Annotated in this window: 17 protein-coding genes and 3 pseudogenes; 16 read left to right on the top strand and 4 right to left on the bottom strand. The window is 57.5% G+C overall.

The window, feature by feature from the left end; all coding sequences use genetic code 11:
* Positions 1-61 precede the first annotated feature (61 nt).
* From FJV80_RS18550 to FJV80_RS18535, 4 genes and pseudogenes are all read left to right on the top strand, one after another.
* Positions 62-1315 carry a methylaspartate ammonia-lyase gene (locus tag FJV80_RS18550; protein ID WP_063170371.1) on the top strand — a complete coding sequence of 418 codons (1254 nt, stop codon included), beginning with the start codon at positions 62-64 and terminating at the stop codon, positions 1313-1315.
* Positions 1316-1326: 11 nt separating this feature from the next.
* Positions 1327-2478, top strand: a complete 1152-nt coding sequence (locus FJV80_RS18545) for a CaiB/BaiF CoA-transferase family protein (protein WP_063169312.1) — start codon at positions 1327-1329, stop codon at positions 2476-2478.
* A gap of 133 nt (positions 2479-2611) precedes the next feature.
* The gene (locus FJV80_RS18540) at positions 2612-3514 is read left to right on the top strand and encodes a CoA ester lyase (protein WP_210326668.1); all 903 of its coding nucleotides are present in this window, start codon (positions 2612-2614) and stop codon (positions 3512-3514) included.
* Between the two features lie 24 nt (positions 3515-3538).
* A pseudogene (locus tag FJV80_RS18535) lies at positions 3539-3663 on the top strand (integrase core domain-containing protein); the annotation flags it as partial.
* A 55-nt stretch (positions 3664-3718) separates the two neighbouring features.
* Here FJV80_RS18535 and FJV80_RS35110 read toward each other — a convergent pair.
* Positions 3719-4093 carry a zinc ribbon domain-containing protein gene (locus tag FJV80_RS35110; RefSeq protein ID WP_063169311.1) on the bottom strand — a complete coding sequence of 125 codons (375 nt, stop codon included), beginning with the start codon at positions 4091-4093 and terminating at the stop codon, positions 3719-3721.
* Positions 4094-4621: 528 nt separating this feature from the next.
* On the opposite strand from FJV80_RS35110, the pseudogene FJV80_RS35105 reads away from it, so the two are divergent.
* Positions 4622-4758 (top strand): annotated as a pseudogene (locus FJV80_RS35105) (IS3 family transposase); the annotation flags it as partial.
* A gap of 48 nt (positions 4759-4806) precedes the next feature.
* Here the strand turns inward: FJV80_RS35105 and FJV80_RS18525 are convergent.
* Positions 4807-5154 (bottom strand): transposase, encoded by a 348-nt coding sequence (locus FJV80_RS18525; protein WP_063169310.1) that lies wholly within the window; start codon positions 5152-5154, stop codon positions 4807-4809.
* A gap of 1485 nt (positions 5155-6639) precedes the next feature.
* Here FJV80_RS18525 and FJV80_RS18520 point away from each other — a divergent pair.
* The 10 genes and pseudogenes from FJV80_RS18520 to FJV80_RS18475 all read left to right on the top strand — a co-directional run bounded on the left by FJV80_RS18520 (position 6640) and on the right by FJV80_RS18475 (position 19192).
* Positions 6640-7041, top strand: coding sequence for a hypothetical protein (locus tag FJV80_RS18520; RefSeq protein ID WP_063169309.1), 402 nt, complete (start codon positions 6640-6642; stop codon positions 7039-7041).
* A 167-nt stretch (positions 7042-7208) separates the two neighbouring features.
* The gene (locus FJV80_RS18515) at positions 7209-8135 is read left to right on the top strand and encodes a LysR family transcriptional regulator (protein WP_063169308.1); all 927 of its coding nucleotides are present in this window, start codon (positions 7209-7211) and stop codon (positions 8133-8135) included.
* Between the two features lie 193 nt (positions 8136-8328).
* Positions 8329-9762, top strand: coding sequence for an NAD-dependent succinate-semialdehyde dehydrogenase (locus FJV80_RS18510; RefSeq protein ID WP_063170369.1), 1434 nt, complete (start codon positions 8329-8331; stop codon positions 9760-9762).
* A gap of 27 nt (positions 9763-9789) precedes the next feature.
* Entirely contained in the window at positions 9790-11313 is a 1524-nt protein-coding gene (locus tag FJV80_RS18505) for a fumarate hydratase (protein WP_063169307.1), read from the top strand.
* A 493-nt stretch (positions 11314-11806) separates the two neighbouring features.
* Positions 11807-12304 (top strand): Lrp/AsnC family transcriptional regulator, encoded by a 498-nt coding sequence (locus tag FJV80_RS18500; RefSeq protein ID WP_063169306.1) that lies wholly within the window; start codon positions 11807-11809, stop codon positions 12302-12304.
* Positions 12305-13706: 1402 nt separating this feature from the next.
* Complete coding sequence (locus FJV80_RS18490; protein WP_063169305.1) at positions 13707-14567, top strand: DUF4231 domain-containing protein; 861 nt, start codon at positions 13707-13709, stop codon at positions 14565-14567.
* 9 nt (positions 14568-14576) lie between these two features.
* Complete coding sequence (locus FJV80_RS18485; protein WP_063169304.1) at positions 14577-15083, top strand: TIR domain-containing protein; 507 nt, start codon at positions 14577-14579, stop codon at positions 15081-15083.
* A gap of 483 nt (positions 15084-15566) precedes the next feature.
* Positions 15567-15987 (top strand): annotated as a pseudogene (locus FJV80_RS35100) (transposase); the annotation flags it as partial.
* Positions 15988-16177: 190 nt separating this feature from the next.
* Complete coding sequence (locus FJV80_RS18480) at positions 16178-17584, top strand: aminotransferase (RefSeq protein WP_063169303.1); 1407 nt, start codon at positions 16178-16180, stop codon at positions 17582-17584.
* Positions 17585-18454: 870 nt separating this feature from the next.
* On the top strand, positions 18455-19192 hold the full coding sequence (locus FJV80_RS18475; protein ID WP_082826574.1) for a LuxR family transcriptional regulator: 738 nt from the start codon (positions 18455-18457) through the stop codon (positions 19190-19192).
* A gap of 175 nt (positions 19193-19367) precedes the next feature.
* Here FJV80_RS18475 and FJV80_RS18470 read toward each other — a convergent pair whose 3' ends face one another.
* Entirely contained in the window at positions 19368-20324 is a 957-nt protein-coding gene (locus FJV80_RS18470) for an IS481 family transposase (protein WP_140671221.1), read from the bottom strand.
* Positions 20325-20762: 438 nt separating this feature from the next.
* The gene (locus tag FJV80_RS18465; protein ID WP_063169301.1) at positions 20763-21044 is read right to left on the bottom strand and encodes a DUF2285 domain-containing protein; all 282 of its coding nucleotides are present in this window, start codon (positions 21042-21044) and stop codon (positions 20763-20765) included.
* A gap of 115 nt (positions 21045-21159) precedes the next feature.
* On the opposite strand from FJV80_RS18465, the gene FJV80_RS18460 reads away from it, so the two are divergent.
* The gene (locus FJV80_RS18460; RefSeq protein WP_082826573.1) at positions 21160-21393 is read left to right on the top strand and encodes a helix-turn-helix transcriptional regulator; all 234 of its coding nucleotides are present in this window, start codon (positions 21160-21162) and stop codon (positions 21391-21393) included.
* Positions 21394-21532: the final 139 nt, after the last annotated feature.

Here is a 21532-nt window from a genome sequence, read left to right as displayed (position 1 = left end):
TAGGACAGAGCGCGCAAATCCGGCCGCAGCTCATAGCTTGGCCAAACTCGAGTATAATTCAGTGCAGATCAAAGACGTCATTCTCACGCCCGGCAACGGCGCCTTCTTTTATGACGATCAAGCTGCCATTAGGGCAGGGGTTGGCCAGGACGGTTTTGTTTACGTCGGCGAGCCATTGACGCCCGGCTTCCGTGATATCCGTGTTCCGGCAGCTTGCTTAAGCGTCGGGCTTGTCCTGGAAGACGATATGGTCGCCTGGGGCGATATGATGGGAGTGCAATACTCAGGGGCTGGCGGGCGTGACCCCCTGTTTGACGTCGGAGCCATCATGGATCTCACGTCACGTGTTGTTGTCCCGCGGCTCTTAAACATTGATGCGTCCAGCTTTTTGACAGCCTGCTCCAGTGTCTTCGATCTCCATACTGGGAAACGACTCCCACTATGCATCGAATATGGGGTCAGCCAAGCCCTTTTAAGCGCTGCTGCCCATGCTGCGCGTCGTACCATGGCGGAGGTGGTTTGTTCGGAATTTTGCCTATCCATGCCGCATCGTCGTGTCCCAATTTATTGCCAGAGCGGTGATGCGCGCGAAATCAATGTCGATAAAATGATCCTGAAGGGGGTGGATGTGATCCCGCATGGCCTCATCAACTCGCGTAGCAAATTCGGCGTTGGGGGAGAAACCTTTCTGGATTTCGTCAAATGGGTGGCGCACCGCGTCAAGCAAATCGGCCAACCAGACTATTCTCCGGTGCTGCATTTCGATGTGTACGGCTGGATCGGTATGGAGATCGGGCTCGACGTCCAGCGCATCGCCGACTTCATCAGTAAGGTTGCTGACGCGGTTCCGGAGTTCACGGTGAATATCGAATCGCCAGCCGACTTCGGGTCTACGCCGGCGCAGGTCGAAAATTACGGGCAGATCGTCGGCATTCTGAATGCGCGCGCGTCACGTGCGCGCATCGTTGTCGATGAACGCTGCAACACCTTAGAGGATGTGCGTCTGTTTGCGGAGGCTAAGGCGACCCATCTCGTGCAGATCAAGACGCCGGACGTGGGCTCGATCGCCGACAGCGCCCGTGCGGTGCTTCTGTGCAAAGAGAACAACGTGGACGCCTATGTGGGAGGCAGCTGCAGCGAGACGGATCTCTCCGCGCGAGCGACGGTTCACATTTCGGTGGCAACACAGGCGGACATGATGCTCGCGAAGCCTGGCATGGGCATCGACGAAGGTCTTTCCATTGTAGGCAACGAACAAAATCGGTTGCTCGCCATGCTTGATCGGCGTCGGGCACAAAACCTGAAAGCCGCGTAGGAAGCGCCCTGATGCTAAACAGTCTCAAGGACATCACGGTTGTGGCGGTCGAACAGGCCGTTGCAGCTCCCTACGCATCGTCTCGCCTTGCTGACGCAGGCGCCCGGGTGATCAAGGTCGAAAGGCCCGAAGGGGACTTTGCCCGAAACTACGACAAGCTGGTGCGGGGGCAGAGCGCGTACTTCGTCTGGCTCAACCGGGGTAAGGAGTCGGTCTGTCTAGACCTGAGGTTGGAGGCGGATCGCGCCGTCCTCGACACGCTCATTGCCAGTGCTGATGTCTTCATCCAGAATCTAAAGCCGGGCAGCATAGAAAAACTGGGGTTCGCGTCCGCTGATCTGCGTCGACGATATCCGCGGCTGATCACCTGCGACATTTCTGGTTTCGGGGAGTCAGGGCCGTATTCCCATTTGAAGGCCTACGATCTGATCGTCCAGGCCGAAACAGGTCTATGCGCTATCACCGGCAACCAACAGGGGCCTGCGCGTGTAGGGGTCTCGGTTTGCGATATCTCGGCGGGCATGACAGCGCACAGCGCCATTCTTCAGGCACTGTACCACCGCGAGGTCACCGGCGAAGGGACCAGCATCCAGGTGTCACTGTTTGATGCCGTCGCCGACTGGATGAACGTGCCGGTTTTGCAAAATGATTACAGCGGCTACCAGACGGTACGCGCAGGCGTGAAACACCCGTCGCTCGCGCCGTATGGTGCCTATCGCTGTGCCGACGGCAAAGAGGTCATCTTTTCGGTTCAGAATGACCGCGAATGGGTGAATTTCTGCGAGAAATTCCTGAAGCAGTCCGGGCTCACACGCGCACCTGGTTTTGCTGACAATATGGAGCGCCTCGCTCATCGTGCGCAACTTGATGAGATCATTGAACAGCGGTTTTTTGAACTATCCTGCCACGATGCGATGCAGGAGCTCGAGGCGGCCGGCCTGGCATATGGCCGACTGAACGAAGTGGTGGATGTTTCAAAGCATCCACACATTCGCAGGGTGCAGGTTGGAACACCCGATGGAGCCGTCGAGACGATAGCGCCGGCGGCGATTTTCAACTCGGAGCTCCCCTCGCTTCGCCCAGTCCCGGCTCTTGGCTCTCATACCGAGGCTGTCCGCGAGGAGGTGCGGGCGCTTTTGCGCGAAAGAGCCGCGTCAGCGTGAGCGCGCGTTTCAGTAAGGTGAGACTGCTCGCGGTTTACAAAATGCCTGTGTACCTCGGATCATTTCAGCGCACCGGCCGCCTAGAAAGCTCACTGGCAGCGCCCGCGCTAAAATCGGCCGCAAAGGCGTCTCCATGATCAAGGACACCTTTGCGGCCGTTGAAGGCGCGATGTCTGTACCGCGCTGGAGATCCCTGCTCTTCGTTCCTGTTCACGTTCCGCGCTTTGTAGAGACGGCCCATGAGCGGGGCGCAGATGGCGTCATTCTCGACCTGGAGGATTCCGTGCCCCAGGATCGGAAAGGAGAGTCACGGCAGCAGCTTCCTGAATGCGTGGCAGAGGTGGGCCGGAAAGGCGCATCTGTTTTGGTCCGCGTGAATCATGGTCTGCGCGCCTTGGCGGCCGATCTCGATGCAGCCGTGATGGCGGGTGTTGACGCACTGGTTCTTCCGAAGACGGATTCGGCAGAGTGGGTTATAGAGATCGCGAATGCGGTTTCGGAACTAGAACGTGAAAGAAATCTTCCGCAGGGAGGCATCCGGTTCCTTGCCCAGATTGAGACCCCGGGCGCCTTGCAAAGGCTTGCGGCCATTGCGTCGGCGCATCCAAGGATGGTCGCAATGGCGCTTGGCCCTGAAGACTTCAGCGCCGCTGTTGGCGGCGCCCCAGGATTCGACCTTCTTTTGACGCCGAACCTTTCTGTTCTGTTTGCCGCCCGCGCGGCCGGCTTGCTCCCGCTGGGCTTCATAGGAAGCATCGGCGAGTTCTCGGACACGCATAAACTTCGTGAGGCCGCGGTGCGGGCGCGGCGGCTTGGCTTTGCCGGAGCTTTGGCGATCCATCCGACACAGGTGGCCATATTCAATGAGGCTTTCTCGCCAAGCGCCCAGGAGCTCGAGTGGGCCCATAAAGTTGTCGCGGCGGCAAATGATGCCGCCACGCGTGGACTGTCCGCATTCTCGTTGAATGGCAAAATGATAGATCCGCCAGTGGTGCGGCGCGCCCACGAGATCCTGATTCTTGTGGGCAACAACTGACTGGCCTGTTATCAGCGGCTGAACAGGAGCGAATGGCACTACACCGCGCCGGGCAAGCCGATGCAAAATGGCTACGCGATTCCCTCAACGGCCGAATGCGAGACGAGCTGTTGAACGATGGCCTGTTCTTCGGCCTCGACCACGCCCGCAGTGCCACTGCCGAATGGAGGCAGGACCTAAATCCTGTTCATAACACTCATCTGTCTATGTCATTTGAGTGAATAGGTTTTGCTGATCTGGATGCGATCCCATGGGGTATTTTGGGTTTTGCCGCGCGCGATGAACGATGCGCTGAGCCGCCGGTTCGTCAAGCGTTGATCGGCTGAAGACCCATGGACCGTCCGGCAGAGGATGAACGCCTTCGATCGACGCGAGTCCACCGAAGGCGATGCAACGCGGCTCGCCATTGTCAAGCAGACCACGCCAGCAGGAATAGCGCGGAATGTTGTGCTTGGTTCCCGTGTAGCGGACCGTCAGCTCGCGGCCGCAGCGCCGGCAGCGGACAAGGTCGGCGAGCAGAGCGTCGCCATGCTTGGGCGCCCCGTGATGCCGGCTCGTGGGCACGTGGTCGCTCACCATCTTGCGGATCGCTTCCGCCTTTCCCAGCCGACGTAGCCTTCGTGTGCACCCGGAATCAGCGCCAGCATCTCGCGCCTTACGGCGGCTGCGCGAGCGAATGGCGGCATCTGCGCGGTCTGCGCGTCGTGCGGGTTGGAGAAGATCGAACTGATATGTCGTAGGCTGGCGCGGTATGGACCTCTCCCCGGTTCGCTTCGTGAGGACCCGATGCTGCGCCCGAATCCTCCAATTGCGATGGGGTGTGGGAATTGGCCGTCGGGTCCTGCAGCAGTGTCACCAAGACGCCAAGCGTTCTGGGATCGATATGTGGGGCAGGGCAATGCGCCACGCGGTGCAGACCGCGATCAAACATCCAGGCCGGAACTTCCAGCCACCGATCGGAGGCGTGGCGGGAGAGACTGCAGCGGAAAACCTCCCGGTCGGCGTTCTCGATCACCTCATGAACGTGAACACAACGCCCGGCCCAAGGATGCCACGGATAAAGAAACTTGCGTTCCTCGGTCCTGTGGGTGTTCTTTCCTGGTGTTGTTCAACACCGTGAGGCCGCATTCCTCGCTCGCTATTTGACCCCGGCGGTCTTCGCCGGAACCCTCGCCGCAACCGGCTCCGACGCTGCACTCAATGAAGGCTTCGCGCCTCCGCCCGTTGCTCAAACCGCGCCATAACAGAAACGGCCGAGGCTAATCGCCACTGGTTGAAAGTTCAGTGGCAGGTCAGAGGGTCTGGCTCGACGGCCTTAGCTTCAGGCTATCCGGCCAATCCCGGCGATCACCCAGCGACACGATGACTGACCAGTGCTCAGCGCCACCGCCGGAGCTGCAAAAAGAGTTGCGTATGATTGAGCGTTCGACCACGTTGCTGTCGATCTTGATATGGCCTCGTCCAGGATGCGCGAGAGGCGCTTCCCAGCGCGAGAGCGTGTAGGGGATCGCCGCTGTGAGCTTGGTCTTCTGACTGATTTGGCCGAGCTTCTCTAGCCGCCCTGGGTCCAGTGCCGTGATGGTTGAGCACTTTTTGCCTGCGTGCAGCAAGGCCTCGTTGGCCTCGGCTACGGATGTCATCCTCGATCTTTTAGAGTTCGCGGATCCTTCTTAGCGCCTCGATCGGGCGCGGCATGGCAGAAGGCGAGCGTGAAGCCGCTTTTCGTCGGCCAGCAAGCGATGGCCCGCTATAGCCGTCGACCTGCAAGTTCCGGTAGAGAGCCTGCGAGATGAGCGATCGCACGCTGGGCCTTTTCGGTCCGGCGCATAGACATAAGACGCCCGGCGGTCCGCTCCCTCCCTAATCAGTCATCGCGGGCATAAATCCAGAGTAGGCCTGTCTTCGTCTTGCCGACCCCGGAACGAGCACCGGCGCGGTCGTCGCACGTCGGCGAAGAGTTTTGGCGAGGACTTCGGTTTTGCTAAAGCAACCGTTCATGGACCAGACGTAGGTGCCAGTCCGGCGCGGCCGACTACCGGCGCTGCCAGCAGCCTGGGCAAGCGAACCAAATTGTAGCCCGCCAAGTTATGCCGCGCCCGCGGTGGCACATCCTCGCAGCTTGACCTTGGCCATGCCGTCTGAGGTCTTGACTGACCGAACCCTCCTCTGACCCCTTAGGGCAGTGCTGACTGAGATCATAGCCCGGATGGCGCTTCGTGCGGTCATCGATCGCTATACGCGAGGCTTGTTGCTTTCTGCTCAAATGGGCGTTGAAGGCAACGCGCGGCGTGATCTTGCTCTTTGCAGGTCCTTGACTGGCGCGTCCTAGGCTTCGCCAGCGCCAGTCGATGCGCCGTCGCGGCGTCTGCGGTCCAACATAGCGAGAGCGGCATCACGCTCGCCTGTGCCAGGCCTGGGTATGAAACTTTCCAGTCAAGCCGGATTGGCCAGCACCTGGGTGCATAACCAACCTGTTGTCGCGGCTTCATTAGCATGAGGTGCCCGGAAACGAAGATACGTATGGACCCCGCCCCGCTTTCCAATTGAGCCTAGGGGCTGCTGATTCCTTCTTCGCCAAGGGTCGTGAACGGCGTGATCGACCAATGGATTAGGTTGATGGGACGATGAGTGTCGCCTCGGTCGAGCAATGGTGGATGAAACTGCGATGACATGTCCGATAGGATCTCTGTAATCGCCCTGCCTGACGCCCTGCCTTCAGGTTTTCGACATAAAATTTCACCTCGGTCACACCTGATCTTAATGTCGCCAGCGATCTAATCCAGTGTGCCAGGAATGAGGTACCGTACGGCCGCACTGCGAGAATGCCTTCTTCGCAAATCCCAGTCCTCGCCGTGACTGCTAGGTGCAATACTGCAAGCCAGCTGAACCAATTGAGGATCTGTCCCCTCATCGAGGCGCGGATTGACTTGGATGACGACGGGTCCAGGCTTCGTCCACGGAGTTCAATGTTCGTTGGCCCAGCTGAGGCCGTGAGCTTGCAAGCAATTCTGTGACACGTTGACGATACGATCATGCTCGTCATTAGTCAGCAGGGTTGGTTGGACAATTCACCTCTCGGAAGAGGAAATGGGGTGGCCGGCCGAAGTCCGCCAGCGGCAATAGCAATGACCTCCTTTCCCATCTTGTTAGCGCCGCTGGTTGCAATGGCGCTTGGTACTGAAGACTTCAGTGCAGCTGTTGGCGGTGCCCCAGAACTCGACCTGCTTTTGACGCCGAACCTTTCCGTTCTGTTCCCCATGCGGCAGTCTCGGCTCGATAGGAAGCATCGGCGATTCTTAGACAATGATAACTTCGTGGGGCCGCAGGCGATCCATTTAAACATCGATGGGGCTTTTCACCAAGCGCACAAGAACTCGAGGGACCCGTCGTGTCCTCGCGGCGAAAAAGATGCGACGGCGCAAGGCAAAGGCGCGTTCACATTGGACGGGAAGATGGTCGATCTACCGGTTATTCGAAGGGTCCGAGAAATCATCTCCATGGATCAGGGCGCCGAGTTGGCCGGTTGAAGCCTCGGCGGGTTGGGTCCATTCTGGACACATAGGTTACGGTTTTGGTCAAACCACACTGAGATGACACGACAGTTAGGCGTCATGTCGCTCTGCAATTATTGCTGTCGCGCCATCACATTTCGAGATAGATTACATCATTGCAGTCCGCCCTCGGAAGAGTACCCGTGGAAATCAGGCAGTTAAGATACTTTGTTGGCGTGGTCGAAGCAGGCAGTTTCACGAAGGCCGCTGGCTTTCTGAATGTCGCCCAGAGTGCGCTGAGTCTGCATGTGCGCCAATTGGAGGAAGGCTTCGGCACTCAGCTGCTGATACGCGACAGGACCGGCGTGAGCGTGACGGCGTCAGGAGCCAAACTCCTGGAGCGGGCGCGGGCGATTCTCAAAGAAATTCGAATTACCGAGGTGGAATTGACCAACACAGCCGCTTCCCCCGCCGGGGAGGTGACTATTGGCATTCCGTCTGGAGCTGCTCGCGTCCTGAGCGGTCCGCTGCTTGAGACGGTAAGACACGAACTGCCCAAGGTGTCCCTCAAGATGGTCGAGGGTATGACGGGACCGCTAGAGGAATGGATGGCGGCTGGACGCTTCAATCTGGCGGTTCTGTACCGCACTGCGGACAGTGTGGGGCGAATGACTGTGCTAGCGCGCGAAGACCTTTGTCTGGTGGTTCCGTCCGGCGAGCCACCGTTTGAAGATGCGATATCTCTGGCCGACCTGCATGCATTCCCCCTGGCGGTTCCCATGCGCAACAACAATGTCAGGCGTTCGGTGGCTGATGTCGTCGCACAACACGGTTGCGCGATGGACGTCAAGTTTGAAGTGGACTCGCTCTCAACGATCATCAACATGGTCGTAGAGGGAAAAGCGCATTCTATTCTCGCCCCGTCTGCCGTTCAGAAAGAAGCCTCTCAAGGGCTGGTCCGGACGGTCAAGATAGTCGATCCGGTAATTACCCGCTCCGTGGTGCTTGCTGTAAATCCCAAAGATGAGCGTTCTGCGGCCGTTTCTGCGGTCCGCAAGCTCATTCCGAAGGTCGCCAGAGAATTGATTGAGAGCCGGGGCTGGGTAGCATCGGCTCCTGACGCGACCTGAGAACCATCGATCTGTAAACAACGGCATGACTTCCTTCCTGTCGGAACAGATCGATCTGGATTCCAGATGGATTTAGGCACTAATCGATATTTGACCCGCTGCGACCATCGCGATGAAACTGGCTCAAGCGAGCTCAGCGGCTTCGAAAATTGAAACGGCGCTCGCATGGCCAGAATCACAAGTGGAGCCCGCGATGTCCCACGCCAGGAGCTACGAGCTCTTCATTAATGGCAAATGGCGAGCCGGTGGTAGCCGAGCCACTTTGCCGGTGATCAACCCGGCGACGGAGAAGGTATTTGCCTCAGTGGCCTCGGCTACGGTTCCAGACTTGGATGAAGCTCTTGCTTCGGCAGAACGCAGCCGCAAGGCGTGGTCCTCACGCCCCGCCAAAGAGCGTGGCGAGATCCTCGTCTCTGCCGCCAGCAATCTGGCTGAGAAAGCTGGCGCCGCAGCCAGGGACCTGTCGTCCGAACAGGGAAAGACGATTGCCGAAGCAACAGGAGAGTACGCGCGCGCAGTCGAAACGCTGGAATGGAATGGCCGGCATGCCGATGAGTTGTCGACCCCGATTCCGTTGGGTCCGAACAGGATGATCGTCCCGGAGGCCCTCGGTGTCGTCGCTGCCTTTACGCCGTGGAACTATCCAGCCGTTCTCATCGCCCGCAAGCTCGCCCCCGCGCTGGCGGCAGGCTGCCCGGTGATCCTCAAAGGGGCCGAAGAGACGCCAAGCGTGGCTGTCCATGTCGTGGAATCTTTGCGTCAAGCAGGGATACCGGAAGGCGTGGTCAACCTGGTGTTCGGTGTTCCTGTGCATATATCACGGCATCTGCTCAGTTCGCCAATTGTCAAAGTCTTGACGTTCACGGGGTCGACCGCTGTTGGGAAACAGCTGGCCACACTGGCCGCGAATAATCTGCAGCGCTGCATCCTTGAGCTCGGTGGACATTCCCCGGTTATTGTGTGCGAAGATGCCGACCTGGCAACGGCGATACCGGCTATTTCGGAATACAAATTCGAGTGCGCGGGCCAGAGTTGTAATGCGCCCAGCAGGATTCTTGTCGCCCGATCCCGCTATGAGGAATTCCTGTTCCGGATGACGGAGGCGGTCCGAAAAATCAGGATCGGTCCACCGGATGACCCTGCAACGCAGATGGGTCCCATGGCAAACGCGCGGCGAATCGAGGCCATGCAACGCCTGACCAAAGATGCGGTAGAGGGCGGCGCCCAAATCGAGACCGGTGGCATCCCCCTTGACCGACCGGGGTTTTACTGGCCGCCAACCATCCTGACTGGCGTACCGAAGGAAGCGAGAGTGCTTCATGAAGAGCCGTTCGGACCAATTCTCACCGTGGCTCCTTTCGATACGATCGAAGAGGCGATCGATGAAGCCAACGCCACGGAGTACGGTCTGGCCGCCTACTTGTTTACTGGCGCGGCCGATACGCAACAGAGGCTTGTGGGCGGTCTTTCTGCGGGCGCTGTTAGTGTGAATTACCTGAAAGGGGTTTCCGCTGATGCCCCTTATGGAGGAGTCAAACAAAGCGGCTATGGATATGAAGGCGGCGAGCAGGGGGTGCGAAGCTTCCAGATTCTGAAAATGGTCAATGGCCTCGGTTCATTTGGATAAAATCCGGTGGGAAACAGAACACGGACCATGGCCGGTAGCGACATCACAAGGAGCGTCGCCGACGCCCTTCAGTACATCTCGTACTATCATCCTCCAGATTATATCCGGTCTCTTTCTCACGCATACACGCGAGAACAGAGCCCGTCGGCGAAGAATGCCATAGGTCAGATTCTGCTGAACTCCCGCATGGCGGCCTTTGGGCGGCGCCCGATTTGTCAGGACACCGGACTTGTGGTTGTCTTCGCAAAGGTCGGCATGGATGCCCGCATTAAGTCAACAGCCAGTTTCGCGGATCTTGTGAATGAGGGCGTACGTCAAGCCTATCTCGATCCGGACAATCCCCTTCGGGCATCGATCGTTGCGGATCCCCTCGCTAGACGGGTCAACACCCGCGACAACACACCGGCAGTTGTCCATGTCGACCTGGTGCAAGGTAACCAGATTGAGATCACCATCGCCGCGAAAGGCGGCGGGTCGGAGAACAAGGCACGTTTTACCACCCTCAATCCCACCGCCTCCGTTTCCGACTGGGTGGTCAATACCGTTTCGACCCTTGGCAGCGGGTGGTGTCCACCTGGACTGATCTCTGTCGGCATCGGTGGTAGCGCTGAAAAGGCGATGCTGCTGGCCAAGGAGGCCATGAACGAGCCCATAGATATGGCGGAACTGATCGCAAGGGGGGCGTCAAGCGCAGAAGAGGGGCTGCGGATTGAGCTTTATGAGCGGATCAACGCGCTTGGTATCGGCGCCCAAGGCCTTGGTGGTCTGACGACAGTCGTTGACGTCAAGGTTGCGACCTATCCTACTCATGCAGCGTCCAAGCCTGTGGCGCTCATCCCGCAATGCGCCGCCAACCGGCACCTGAAGTTTACTTTGGACGGCTCTGGACCCATCAGCCTCCAGCCGCCCGATTTGCGCGAATGGCCCGACATCGGAGCCGACGAATTGAACCCAGCCGGCGTCCGGCGGGTCAATTTAGATACGCTTACGAAGGAAGAGACGGCATCGTGGCGCTGCGGTGAAACGCTCCTGCTTTCTGGAAAGATGCTGACGGGCCGTGACGCTGCCCACAAACGAATGGTCGAACTGATTGATGCCGGCAAGCCGCTCCCAGTCGATCTGAGGGGCCGCGTGATCTACTACGTCGGTCCCGTCCGGGCAGTGAGGAATGAAGTCGTTGGACCCGCCGGTCCAACAACCTCCAGCCGCTTGGACGATTTTACGGACAAGGTGCTCGCCGAAACCGGCCTTTTCGCGATGGTGGGCAAAGCGGAGAGGGGACCGGCGGCCATCGCGTCGATTGTAAGACACAGAACGCCATACCTTGCTGCAGTGGGTGGCGCTGCGTACCTGATTTCAAAGTCGATTAAGGCGGCGCGGATTGTCGCCTTTGAAGACCTGGGCATGGAAGCCATCTATGAATTCGATGTGCAGGACATGCCCGTCGTCATGGCTGTCGATGTTGAGGGAAACTCCATTCACAATTCCGGGCCTCTTGAGTGGCGTAAGCGTATGGCAGCCGACAGCATCGCACGCAACATCGGTGTTTGAGTCTTTCCGGTTGGGCGATTTCGGCCAGACCCGAGCGCCAAATTATCGGGCAAGCCATAAGACGAGCGGCATTTGCGGTGCCCTGCGCCTCGGCGAGCCGGCCAAGCAAGGCCTTCAATTCACCCTAATAGTTGAATGTGCGAGTGAATACTGCATTGAGTATGCCGTCCATGCGATCGAGGGTCGAATGCAGTCGCGCGTCTATCAAGTACGGCAGCGAGATTCAAGAAAATCGGTTATCTATTTATCATGGTCTCCGCCGCCGCCGACTATTCTCTCCAGCTGCACCATTGCCCCGTTGGGCGTTGGGGCGATAGCCAAATTACTTCTGCAGCTTTTCTCAGCGGATCGCTCACCCTCAGCTGATTTTCGTACCCCATTCTGGCACATCTCGGGCCTGGAACGGATGCCTTCCACTGCTACATTCGCTCGTTTCAATTGATGATAGAATTGATCGGCACACAACGCGATGTCATCGCTGAGAGCATAGGTTATGAAGTCGAAACCCGATCCCGTGCAACTCGACAGTTGGGACCTGCGGATCCTCTCCGAAATTCAGGCAGACGGTCGGATTTCAAAAAGTGAGCTTGCAAAACGAGTTCATCTTTCGGCGTCCGCCTGTTCGGAGCGGCTCCGAGCACTCAAGGCCGCGGGGATTATTGAGGGATTTTATGCGCGGCTGAGTCCTGCCCTCATCGGCGGCATGATCTTTGTGATGGTGGAGGTCGTGCTGGATCGTCATCGTCTTGAGGACCAACGACACTTCGAAACTGCTATCCAAGACATTCCGGAAATCCTGGACTGCTGGGCAATTGGGGGGCGCGTGGATTATCTGATGCGGGTCGCATCTCGTTCTATGGCCGCCTATCAGGATTTCATGGAGGGACTGCTGCAGGCAGGCTTGGGGATTGATCAATACTATAGCCTTGTCGTCACGAAACCAGTGAAGTCCAATTCACCGATACCTTTGTCCGCCCTGAGGCAACGGTAACCCAAAAGCTAAGTTTCAACGGCGTTTGGCACGGATCCCGTAGATTCGTCGGCAAAAGGCACCCATTCCGACGAAACTCAAGGGACATTTGCGGTATACTAATTGCTGGAAAAAGGTGGCCGAGCGCTATCCGCCAGTTGATCGCGAGCAAGGACGATGCGCTTGAGCAATCTGGAACCGATCTATTCCAGGAGAGGATCGAAGCAGCCATCGGACGCACTTGCCCAGCACGGTTACGGCGAGAAGCCAAACCGGATCGTGCCTGGTTGAGGAGGCGTCCATATCTAAGATGCGAAGTGCCGAAAAATGCCTCTACCGCTACTTCAAGGGGGGAACTTTCGCCCTGGATTGGCGATCAGTGGCGATTGAGCTTAGTCGCGGTCAGCGCATCCGTGTAGGGGGCGAAATCTACAGCGAGGGTTTGGCAAGCCGACGGGTAGCGGGAGTGCAAGCTGGCCCGCTCGGCCTTGGCGACCAACCCGGCCCTCGACGCCTGCGGACATTCGGAGATCGCGTTTTTACGTCCTAAGTTCGTTGCTGTTCGAGATTAGGAGATCGTCTGTCCTGTTTGACATTGCTGGTCTCCGCAGCCTTCTAAGCGAGGAGCATGGCTGTGCCGGGATCGCGTAGGTGGGTGACAAGGCCGGTCACTCCTGCCACCCGACGTGGTCTTTGAGAAGGTGGAGGTTGCGCTACCGGCTGGAGAGCATGGTGCCAGTTTTCACAAGACAAGGGTCGCTTAATCGAATGGGCGTCAAGTTCATAGATTGCGAACAGATCATGGGGGGATTTGAATAGTGCTACTGACCGAGGCAGAGCTGAAAAGAGTTGCGAATGCCAGTCGAGGACATAGAGCCGCATCGATCGTTCTAAAGGAAGAGACGGCCGCAGCTACAGCCAGATCGTCATTCGACGTTTTTCTGTCACATTCTTTCAAGGACGCAGAGATCGTTCTCGGTGTGAAGCGAATTTTCGAGGAGCTTGGGTTCACTGCTTACGTAGATTGGGTCGAAGATTCACAACTGGACCGCACAAAAGTCTCCTCGGCCACCGCCGAGTTGCTGCGGACCCGTATGAGGCAGTCAAAGACGCTAATCTATGTGCATTCAAACAATTCTCCAGGATCCAGATGGATGCCTTGGGAGCTTGGCTTTTTCGATGGGTTTCGGACCGCGGTAGCGGTTCTGCCCGTGGCAAAAAATTCTTCGGAAACATTCTCCGGGCAAGAATTTTTGGGCCTATACCCTTACATTGATGGGACAGGACCTGCATTCCTGTTTATGAACAGAGGGACCGCGCCTCGCTCAAGAATAGGCTCTGTAAGCTCGACTGCTAACCTCACGTTTGCCAAATCCTGGCTTAAAGAATTTACCGCCACAAAATAGACTGGTGTGCTTCAAAAATGAAATATCCTGGACTCTATAATAGCGCCGACGTGGCATCCAACGAGCAGCAGGCGACGTTTCTGCGCCTGATCCGGGCAGAGTACGTTCTTCTTTTTTTAGCGTCGGTGCTCTCTTTGGACTTGTCGCCATCAAAAGCCTATTTCGGTGTCTATGCTGCGGTATTTCTTTGCTCAATGGGAGTCCTCATTTTCCGGTCGGTCACAAAGCCCGAGCAGGTCTGGTATCAGGCTCGAGCTCTGGCAGAGTCGGTGAAGACATTGACTTGGCGCTTCGCGATGCGAGCACAGCCGTTCGATGACGCGCGCGCCGCTGACGCCAGAGCTGATTTTCGAAAGCTCATGGAAGGTATCCTTGATAGCAATCGTCACCTTGGTAGCGCGTTGAGCGGCACCGATTCAGCATCCCCCCAAACAACCGACCAGATGATGTCGATAAGGGACTCCCCGCTAAAAGAAAGAAAAGACCTATATCTGCAGAGACGAATCTGCGACCAACGGAAGTGGTACGAGAAGAAGGCGCGCTCGAACAAGAGGTCCGCGAAAGTCTGGATGGGCCTTGGTATTTTTGCATACGCTCTGGGATTCTCGTTCATCGTAGTACGCATCGCTGACCCCGCGATGCCAGGCTGGCCGACCGAGCCGCTAATTGTCATCGCCGCCTCCCTTATTGGGTGGACCCAGATCAAGAAATTTAACGAATTGGCATCGGCTTACACGTTGACAGCTCACGAGATCGGCTTGACTGCCGACCTTATTACGGACGCCAACTCGGATGAGGCATTCTCCGCCGCGGTGAACGAAGCCGAACTGGCTTTCTCACGGGAGCACACCCAGTGGGTTGCTCGTCAAAACAACTAAGAGACAACAATGGCATACAGCGATCCGACCTATGTAATATTTGACGGCGATGAAGACGCTTGGGCATACCGCTTTATGAAAGGGTGGAACGCCAGCGAGAATGTGAGTTTTGAATTCGCGAACGCTCACGATCTGGACAATATGACGAGCCGAGCACAGGACGAAGATTATGTTAAACGCAATCTTCGCAACAGAATGAATGGATCGAGCCAGGTACTTGTCCTGATCGGTGAGAAGACGAAAAACCTTTTTCGCTTCGTGCGCTGGGAAATGGAATTGGCTCTTGATCTAGGTCTGCCGATAATCGCAGCAAACCTTAACGGCTCGCGGCAACAAGATGTGAGCTGTCCGCCTATCATCAGGGACAAATGTGTTGTGCACGTGCCGTTCAAGATGAAGGCCATCAAGCACGCGCTAGCCAATTGGCCGAGCGAATTTCATCGGCTTTCAAACGCTCAGCGTGGCGATGGCGCCAGGAGCTATGGCGAAAGCACCTATCGCGATCTCGGCTTATAATCGCCACCTAAAAGCACTTAGCCGCCCAAACATCCTCGCCATCCGCTGGCGGCGACTAGCCTTAGCAACGTCCGCCAGCGTGTTCCGAGCTTGCCGAGCGATGATAAGAAGAGCACGACGTCCGATTTGCTGAGTTTGGCTGAAAGCTGCAGGTCATGTGCAACCTATTAGAGGAGCCCCGCTCGAAGCGTCGGATCGTCAGACAAGATCATGTCGCGCGAGGGCGCTGGTTTCGCGAGGAAAAGGAGCGGCTGTTCGATGTTTGAGGCTTGATCCAGCGTTTCGAGACTGCACGAGCGGCCAGCATTGATGGAGGCAGCTTTTCAGGCCGCGCAATTCTGTCGGCTCGCCCCCTCCTGCGAGCCGCAGCTCGGCTCGCCCTGCGCAGCAACCACGAATTTGCGATCGCAAGAAAGGCAACACGCTGACGATAGAACTTGGCGGCGCTGGTCGGCTGCGAATCAAGATGTCAATGGCAAGGAGCTCTCGCCGCGCGTCTTTGCCGGGCCGAACCTTCTGGCTATGCTCCTTCGAGAAGTCTGCCGAGCACCAGCCGCCGCACCGCCAAAGCTATCAATATGCGCGAGGGCACGACCTCAGCCTCTCAGCGCTGGCCAACCAGGTTGGAGCCTGTGCCGCGGCACGGAACCCGCTGCCTGCTGATCGAGGCGAATGTGCTTTGCCCCTGATCACCTCATTACCACCCTTGGGAAGGGCAAGACCGATCCGGACCGTCAGAATGTAAGGGATGACCGGCAGTTCGGCGGAACATGGCCGCCGGCGCTCTATCGTGCCTCGCGCGGCCGGCGGGAACAGCGTCCCGAGCGCTATTCATCCGTCAATATCGCCCGCTAATCGGGCACTATGCTGGGCGCATGCGCGTCGTAAGCTGTTCGTGTTTGCAGGACGCGCCCCCGACCCTCGGCTAAGGCGAAGGTGACGCCTTAGTTTTCACGGCAATTCGGGCCGATCCCGCGAATTTCACGGCGAATAACCTGCATTCCCGAGAAACTCAAGGGACGTTTCCGGTATGCTATTTGCTAAACAGGTGGCTGGCCGAGTGCCCTCCGCCAATTTATCGCGAGGAGAGGGACATGCGCTTGAGCAATCTGGGAACCGAGCAACTCCGGGAGAAGGATAGAAGCTTCGTCTTCCATCCTTCTACGCATCTGGCCAAGCACAGCCGAGGCGAAACGCCAAATAGGATTATGGCCGGTGCGGAAGGCGTCTATATCTGGGACACCGAAGGCCGAAGGAGCCTCGACGGTTTCGGAGGACTCTACTGCGTCAACATGGGATATGGATGCACGGAGATCGCCGAGGCCATTGCCAGGCAAGCACACGAATTGCCGTTCGCGCACGTCTATGCCAGCCAAGGTACGGAGCCGGTCGCCCTGTTGGCAGAGGCCGTGGTCGAGTATTTCGGTCAGAACATGCGAAGGGTCTATTTCGGCCTCTCCGGTTCCGATGCCAACGAAACCAACATCAAGCTGGTCTGGTACTATAATAACATTCTTGGCCGGCCCGAAAAGAAAAAGATCATCTCGCGAAATCGCGGCTATCACGGGTCTGGATTGGTCACGGGTAGCCTAACTGGCCTTCCCTTCTTTCACAATTTCTTCGACCTGCCTCTGGATTTGGTGCGCCATACAACCACGCCGCACTATTACCGCCAGGCGCGTGTCGAGGAGAGCGAGGAAGCGTTCTCCCGGCGCTGTGCCGATGAGCTTGAAGCCTTGATCCTGGCCGAAGGACCGGAAACGGTTGCAGCTTTTATCGGAGAGCCGGTACTTGGGACAGGAGGTATTGTGCCGCCCCCCAAAGGGTACTGGACGTCCATTCAAGCGGTGCTCGACAAATACGATATCCTTCTAATCGCGGATGAAGTGGTCTGTGGCTTCGCGCGAACCGGCGAGAAGTTCGGTTCCCACCTGTATAACATGCGTCCGGATTTCGTGACCATCGCAAAGGGTTTGAGTTCCGCCTACCTCCCCATCTCCGGGTCAATCATTGGCGACCGTGTCTGGTCGGTTTTGGAACAAGGAACTGAGAAGCACGGCGCACTCGGCCACGGCTGGACATATTCGGGGCACACGCTTTGTGCCGCAGCCGCGCTCGCCAATATTCGACTGCTTAAAGAAAAAAATATTCTGGAGCATGTCCGCGATGTTGGACCGTATTGGCAAGACCGGATGAAGGCCGAGCTGGCGGGACATCCCATCGTTGGTGAAGTTCGCGGAGTGGGTATCCTGTCGGCCGTAGAGATGATGCGGGACCCAAAACAAAGGATACCATTCGAACCCGACCTTCAGGTCGGGGTGCGCACTGCAGCTGCTCTGTTTGAGAATGGTGTCATCGGACGGGCCATGCCGCATGGCGACATCCTCGGTTATGCCCCCCCCCTGATCATTACCCGAAAAGAGATCGACATCATTGTCGACGCGACGGTAAAGTCGGTCGATACCACCTATCGCGCGCTGAAGGCCGAGGGTGCCGTATGATTTTGCGATCGCGAAGGAGCGAGTCCGGAGGCAGGCATGTCCCTGCGCGCTACTGCGCCGAGCAGACCCAAAACTGTTGAATTCCAGATATCTGATCTTGAGCATGCTCCGGGCTATTTCAGTCACGATTTGTAACCGAATCAGTTCTGCCGCCGCTGTCCTGTTGCCCAACGACCAGGACCTCTGTGCGGCGCGCCCTGCGGGTGTACCTCCCCGCCGGCAGGGCGCCCTTTTTGACCCACGTAATCAGTATCATTATGGCCCGTGCGGGATCGAGGGTCTGGTAAAGGTCATCTGCACGTTCCGATGCAGATTGAGCTTAGACGTGCCCTTTACATCATTGCAGCGGGCCATAATCATTGCGGTGAATTTTATCACGTCAGGTATATAGAAGGACGATACTCACACGCCACCCCGTTCACAAGGAAAGGCATTTTAATATTGTTGAGACGATTTGCCTATCAAAGAAAAGAAAGCATCGCAACACTTCTTTGCGGATCACGGCGCCCCGGGTGGGGGATGAGCGGCTATCCGAATTGTTATGCTAATGCCGACCCAAATTCCTGCAAAAGCTGGGGTCAATGATGGCTTTTGGTCAGCGCAGGATGATTTCTCCTGATTTGGTCGGTGCAGGGGCGGTCATGATTTAATGCATGGAGATTCTCTGATTGAGCTGTTGAGATCATGAGGCGTCTGCCAGACGCCCATCGGGTGAGCCCAGCATGATTGGGATGACCGACGAAGATCGAAAGTGTGGCAGCATTCTGGAGCCCGGTCAGCCCAGCGACGCCCGCGAATTCAATCACGTTTGTCGGGACATACACGACGCAGCCGGAAGGCGTGCAGAAAGAGGAAGAATCGAGCGCGACGATGACGAGGCACATGCCACTTGTTTTCGAGACATTCCTTGAAAGACTGTCACAGAGTATCGATGAGGCAGATTTCCGGGATGCCATGGCTGAGGCGGCCGGACGACTTGACCTAATCTTCTTTGCCTACCTCTCCTTGCCAGCACGGCCTTCCGGCAAACCGAGGTTAATTTCAAACTATCCACCCCGCTGGACCAGACAGTATCTGGAAAATCAGTATGAGAAACTCGATCCTGTGGTCTTGCGTGCTCGAAATGGCGGCTGCCCGTTTCACTGGGGATCGAATTTGGGAGGCGATAAAATGTCGCCGGCTCAACAGCAGCTATTCGATGAGGCGGCTCAATTCAGCATCTGCTGCGGTTTGACGATCCCAATTGTCGATCTCCGCGGCCGCATCGCTGCGGTTACTTTTGCCGCCGATGAGCCTCGTCCAGTATTTCTTCGGGTCGCTGAGCGGTACGAACAAGCTCTTCAACTGATGGCGGCCTGCTTTCATCGTTGCGTTCGCCGCAAATTGCCGAGCGATCGAACAGTGGATGGGGTTTCGCTGACATCCCGCGAATATGAGTGCCTGAGGTGGGCAGCGCGGGGTAATTCAGCCTGGGTGACCGGCCGCATCTTGGGTATCAAGCCACGCACGATCGCTTTTCATTTGGACAATGCCAAGAAGAAGCTAGGCGTGCGAACCCAAAATCAGGCTATAGCCCTTTTGGGGTCCGAAGGGTCCTCAATTGTCTGAGAAGCTTTTTGATCCCCTTGTGCTCGGGCCATTCGATCGCGCGCTTTGTATCGAGCGTTGACTGGATGCCGAGATCTTCTGTTCCGCCGGCTCGGGCGATGCAGCCGTATTCTTCCAGTCCGCGCCGGTGATCATAGTCTATGGGTGCTCGAGCGGGTGTGTCGTCGCTGACGAGCTAGTTGTGGAGCCTCAACAGGTTGTCCTCGGTTAGAGCGAGGCGACTGATAGGTGTTTTGGACTTTAGGCTCCCGTGGGGACGGTGCCAATTGTATCTGTGCAGCCAGACCGGCAACTCTGCGGCGCGGTGATCTGAAGTCGGATAAGCGATGGCATAAGCCCATTCGCGCAGTGCTGTCTGGATGAAGCGCTCGGCCTTGCCATTGGTCTTGGGTGTATAGGGTCTTGTCGTGACGTGCTTGAGGCCGAGATCGCGGCAGGCCTTGGCGAAGGCCTTTGATCTGTAGCAGGAGCCGTTGTCGGTCATGACGCGGGCTATCGTGACGCCGAGGCTGGCGTAGTAGGCCACCGCCGCCTTGAGGAAGGCGATGGCGCTTTCTTTTTTCTCGTCGGGCAGGATCTGCGAGAAGGCGATGCGGGAGGCGTCGTCGATGCAGACATGGACGAACTCCCAACTGCTGCCGCGCGAGCTGGCATTGCCGGTGCGCTTGCCGGTAATGCGATGACCGATGCGCTCGAAACGACCGAGCTTCTTGATATCGATATGGATCATCTCGCCAGGATGCTCGCGCTCGTAGCGTCGGATCGGCTCGGCCGGTTCGATATCCCGCAACCGCGACAGTCCGGCACGCTTGAGAACCCGGCTAACGGTGGCGGGCGAGACGCCGACCTCATGGGCGATGTGCTTGCCGGTCCAACGTTGCCGCCGCAGCGCCATGATGCGCTCGGCGATCAACGCAGCGGTGGCCTGCGGCATATTGGCGGGCCGCGAGGAACGGTCGATCATGCCGGCCCGCCCTTCGGACTTGTAGCGCTCGACCCAGCGCGCCACGATCTTGGCCGACACGCCGTAGACACGCGCCGCATGGGCTTTGGAGAAAGCGCCTTCTATCACCGACAGCGCCATCTCCTCTCGACGCAGCGGTGTGAGACGGGCATTCTTATGGATGTTCATTCGGACCCTCCGGTGAGTGCTGAAGCTTGGTAACTCCAGTCTCCCCGGTCCGGTCCGAATGGACAACCTCCCGAAAGCTCACAGCTAGTCGTGCGGTTATATAGTTTCCGAGGATGGCCCGCTTGCATACCTGCCTGCCGGTAATCTCTAACCCTTGACTTAGGGCGATGGCTATCGGTTATGCGGCTTGAAAGCGAAGAGGTGGACCCTTCGTCGAGCGCCGGTACGATATGGAGTGCTGCTCCGGGCTAATACCCATCCAGACAGAGCGGAACCTTCTATCACGTCAGACGCTCGGACAGTTGCCAAACCCCGATTTCCTGGGAACTGAATTGTGCTCGCCACCGGGTCCATTTTGCCGGCGCGTCTGTGGTGCAGGCCCCGATCAGCCTGACCAATGGCACAGGAACGCTTCTATGACCGAGCACTGCGAATTTGTCAGCTGGCGAACAATTCCTTGTAGCCGCTCGTCACCATCCAGTTCGCACGGTCGAGATGACTACGAAGCGCCTTCCTGGCGCGCTCCGGTTCAAGTGCCGGATCAATGCCGAGGATCAGTTGGGCCATTTCCTCTTCGGGCGCCTCATCGGCTGAGGCGTCCAGGAGCCTCATATAGATGGTAAAGTGCGCCCTGTCGTAGGCGGTAAGACGGTCAGACCAAGGGACTTCGTCGAGCAGTGTTGAGCTTTGAGTCCTATCTGTTCCCGTTGATTGATTCATGTCTGCCGCGAACCTCGCATGTTGATCGCTGGATCCAAGGCAGAATATCCCAAAATGGGATAATCCGAAACGGGGATTAGTCGCTGAGCCGGTCTCTACCTGCCGGTTCACCTAAATGCCCAAATCTCTTCGATCTCCCCGCCACCAGCGGTTTCTGGCCCAGTTGATCTCACTGCGCAATGTCAAAGGGCTGACGCAGGCGCAGGTGGCTGAGAAGCTTGGTCGTCCGCAATCTTTCGTGGCGAAATATGAGGGTGGCGAACGGCGTCTCGATGTCATTGAGTTTCTCGACGTAACTGCGGCCCTCGATGCTGATCCGTGTGAGATTCTGTTGAGCCTGCGCACGTAGTGGGCGCCCGCGCCCATCACCGCGCGTGCCGTGTGCCGGTGGGTCGAGCCCCGATTTTCTTGGCTCTGGCGTCTCGACCATTCCGCTGCGCCTCCTAGCGCGTCGTTAGACTCTCGCAATTCGCTCTGTTTTGTGCCTT

The sequence above is a fragment of the Mesorhizobium sp. WSM4310 genome (assembly GCF_007003935.1).
GTDB lineage: Bacteria > Pseudomonadota > Alphaproteobacteria > Rhizobiales > Rhizobiaceae > Mesorhizobium.
Note: the sequence above shows the minus strand (reverse complement) of the source record. Positions and strands in the feature narration are given on the sequence as shown.

Bases quoted from the DNA above. Each gene is read 5' to 3' on its own strand.
- FJV80_RS18545 (WP_063169312.1), top strand. From the start codon at position 1,327: ATGCTAAACAGTCTCAAGGACATCACGGTTGTGGCGGTCGAACAGGCC.
- FJV80_RS18540 (WP_210326668.1), top strand. From the start codon at position 2,612: ATGATCAAGGACACCTTTGCGGCCGTTGAAGGCGCGATGTCTGTACCG.
- FJV80_RS35110 (WP_063169311.1), bottom strand. From the start codon at position 4,093: ATGGTGAGCGACCACGTGCCCACGAGCCGGCATCACGGGGCGCCCAAG.
- FJV80_RS18525 (WP_063169310.1), bottom strand. From the start codon at position 5,154: ATGACATCCGTAGCCGAGGCCAACGAGGCCTTGCTGCACGCAGGCAAA.
- FJV80_RS18520 (WP_063169309.1), top strand. From the start codon at position 6,640: ATGACCTCCTTTCCCATCTTGTTAGCGCCGCTGGTTGCAATGGCGCTT.
- FJV80_RS18510 (WP_063170369.1), top strand. From the start codon at position 8,329: ATGTCCCACGCCAGGAGCTACGAGCTCTTCATTAATGGCAAATGGCGA.
- FJV80_RS18505 (WP_063169307.1), top strand. From the start codon at position 9,790: ATGGCCGGTAGCGACATCACAAGGAGCGTCGCCGACGCCCTTCAGTAC.
- FJV80_RS18500 (WP_063169306.1), top strand. From the start codon at position 11,807: ATGAAGTCGAAACCCGATCCCGTGCAACTCGACAGTTGGGACCTGCGG.
- FJV80_RS18490 (WP_063169305.1), top strand. From the start codon at position 13,707: ATGAAATATCCTGGACTCTATAATAGCGCCGACGTGGCATCCAACGAG.
- FJV80_RS18485 (WP_063169304.1), top strand. From the start codon at position 14,577: ATGGCATACAGCGATCCGACCTATGTAATATTTGACGGCGATGAAGAC.
- FJV80_RS18480 (WP_063169303.1), top strand. From the start codon at position 16,178: ATGCGCTTGAGCAATCTGGGAACCGAGCAACTCCGGGAGAAGGATAGA.
- FJV80_RS18475 (WP_082826574.1), top strand. From the start codon at position 18,455: ATGACGAGGCACATGCCACTTGTTTTCGAGACATTCCTTGAAAGACTG.
- FJV80_RS18470 (WP_140671221.1), bottom strand. From the start codon at position 20,324: ATGAACATCCATAAGAATGCCCGTCTCACACCGCTGCGTCGAGAGGAG.
- FJV80_RS18465 (WP_063169301.1), bottom strand. From the start codon at position 21,044: ATGAATCAATCAACGGGAACAGATAGGACTCAAAGCTCAACACTGCTC.
- FJV80_RS18460 (WP_082826573.1), top strand. From the start codon at position 21,160: ATGCCCAAATCTCTTCGATCTCCCCGCCACCAGCGGTTTCTGGCCCAG.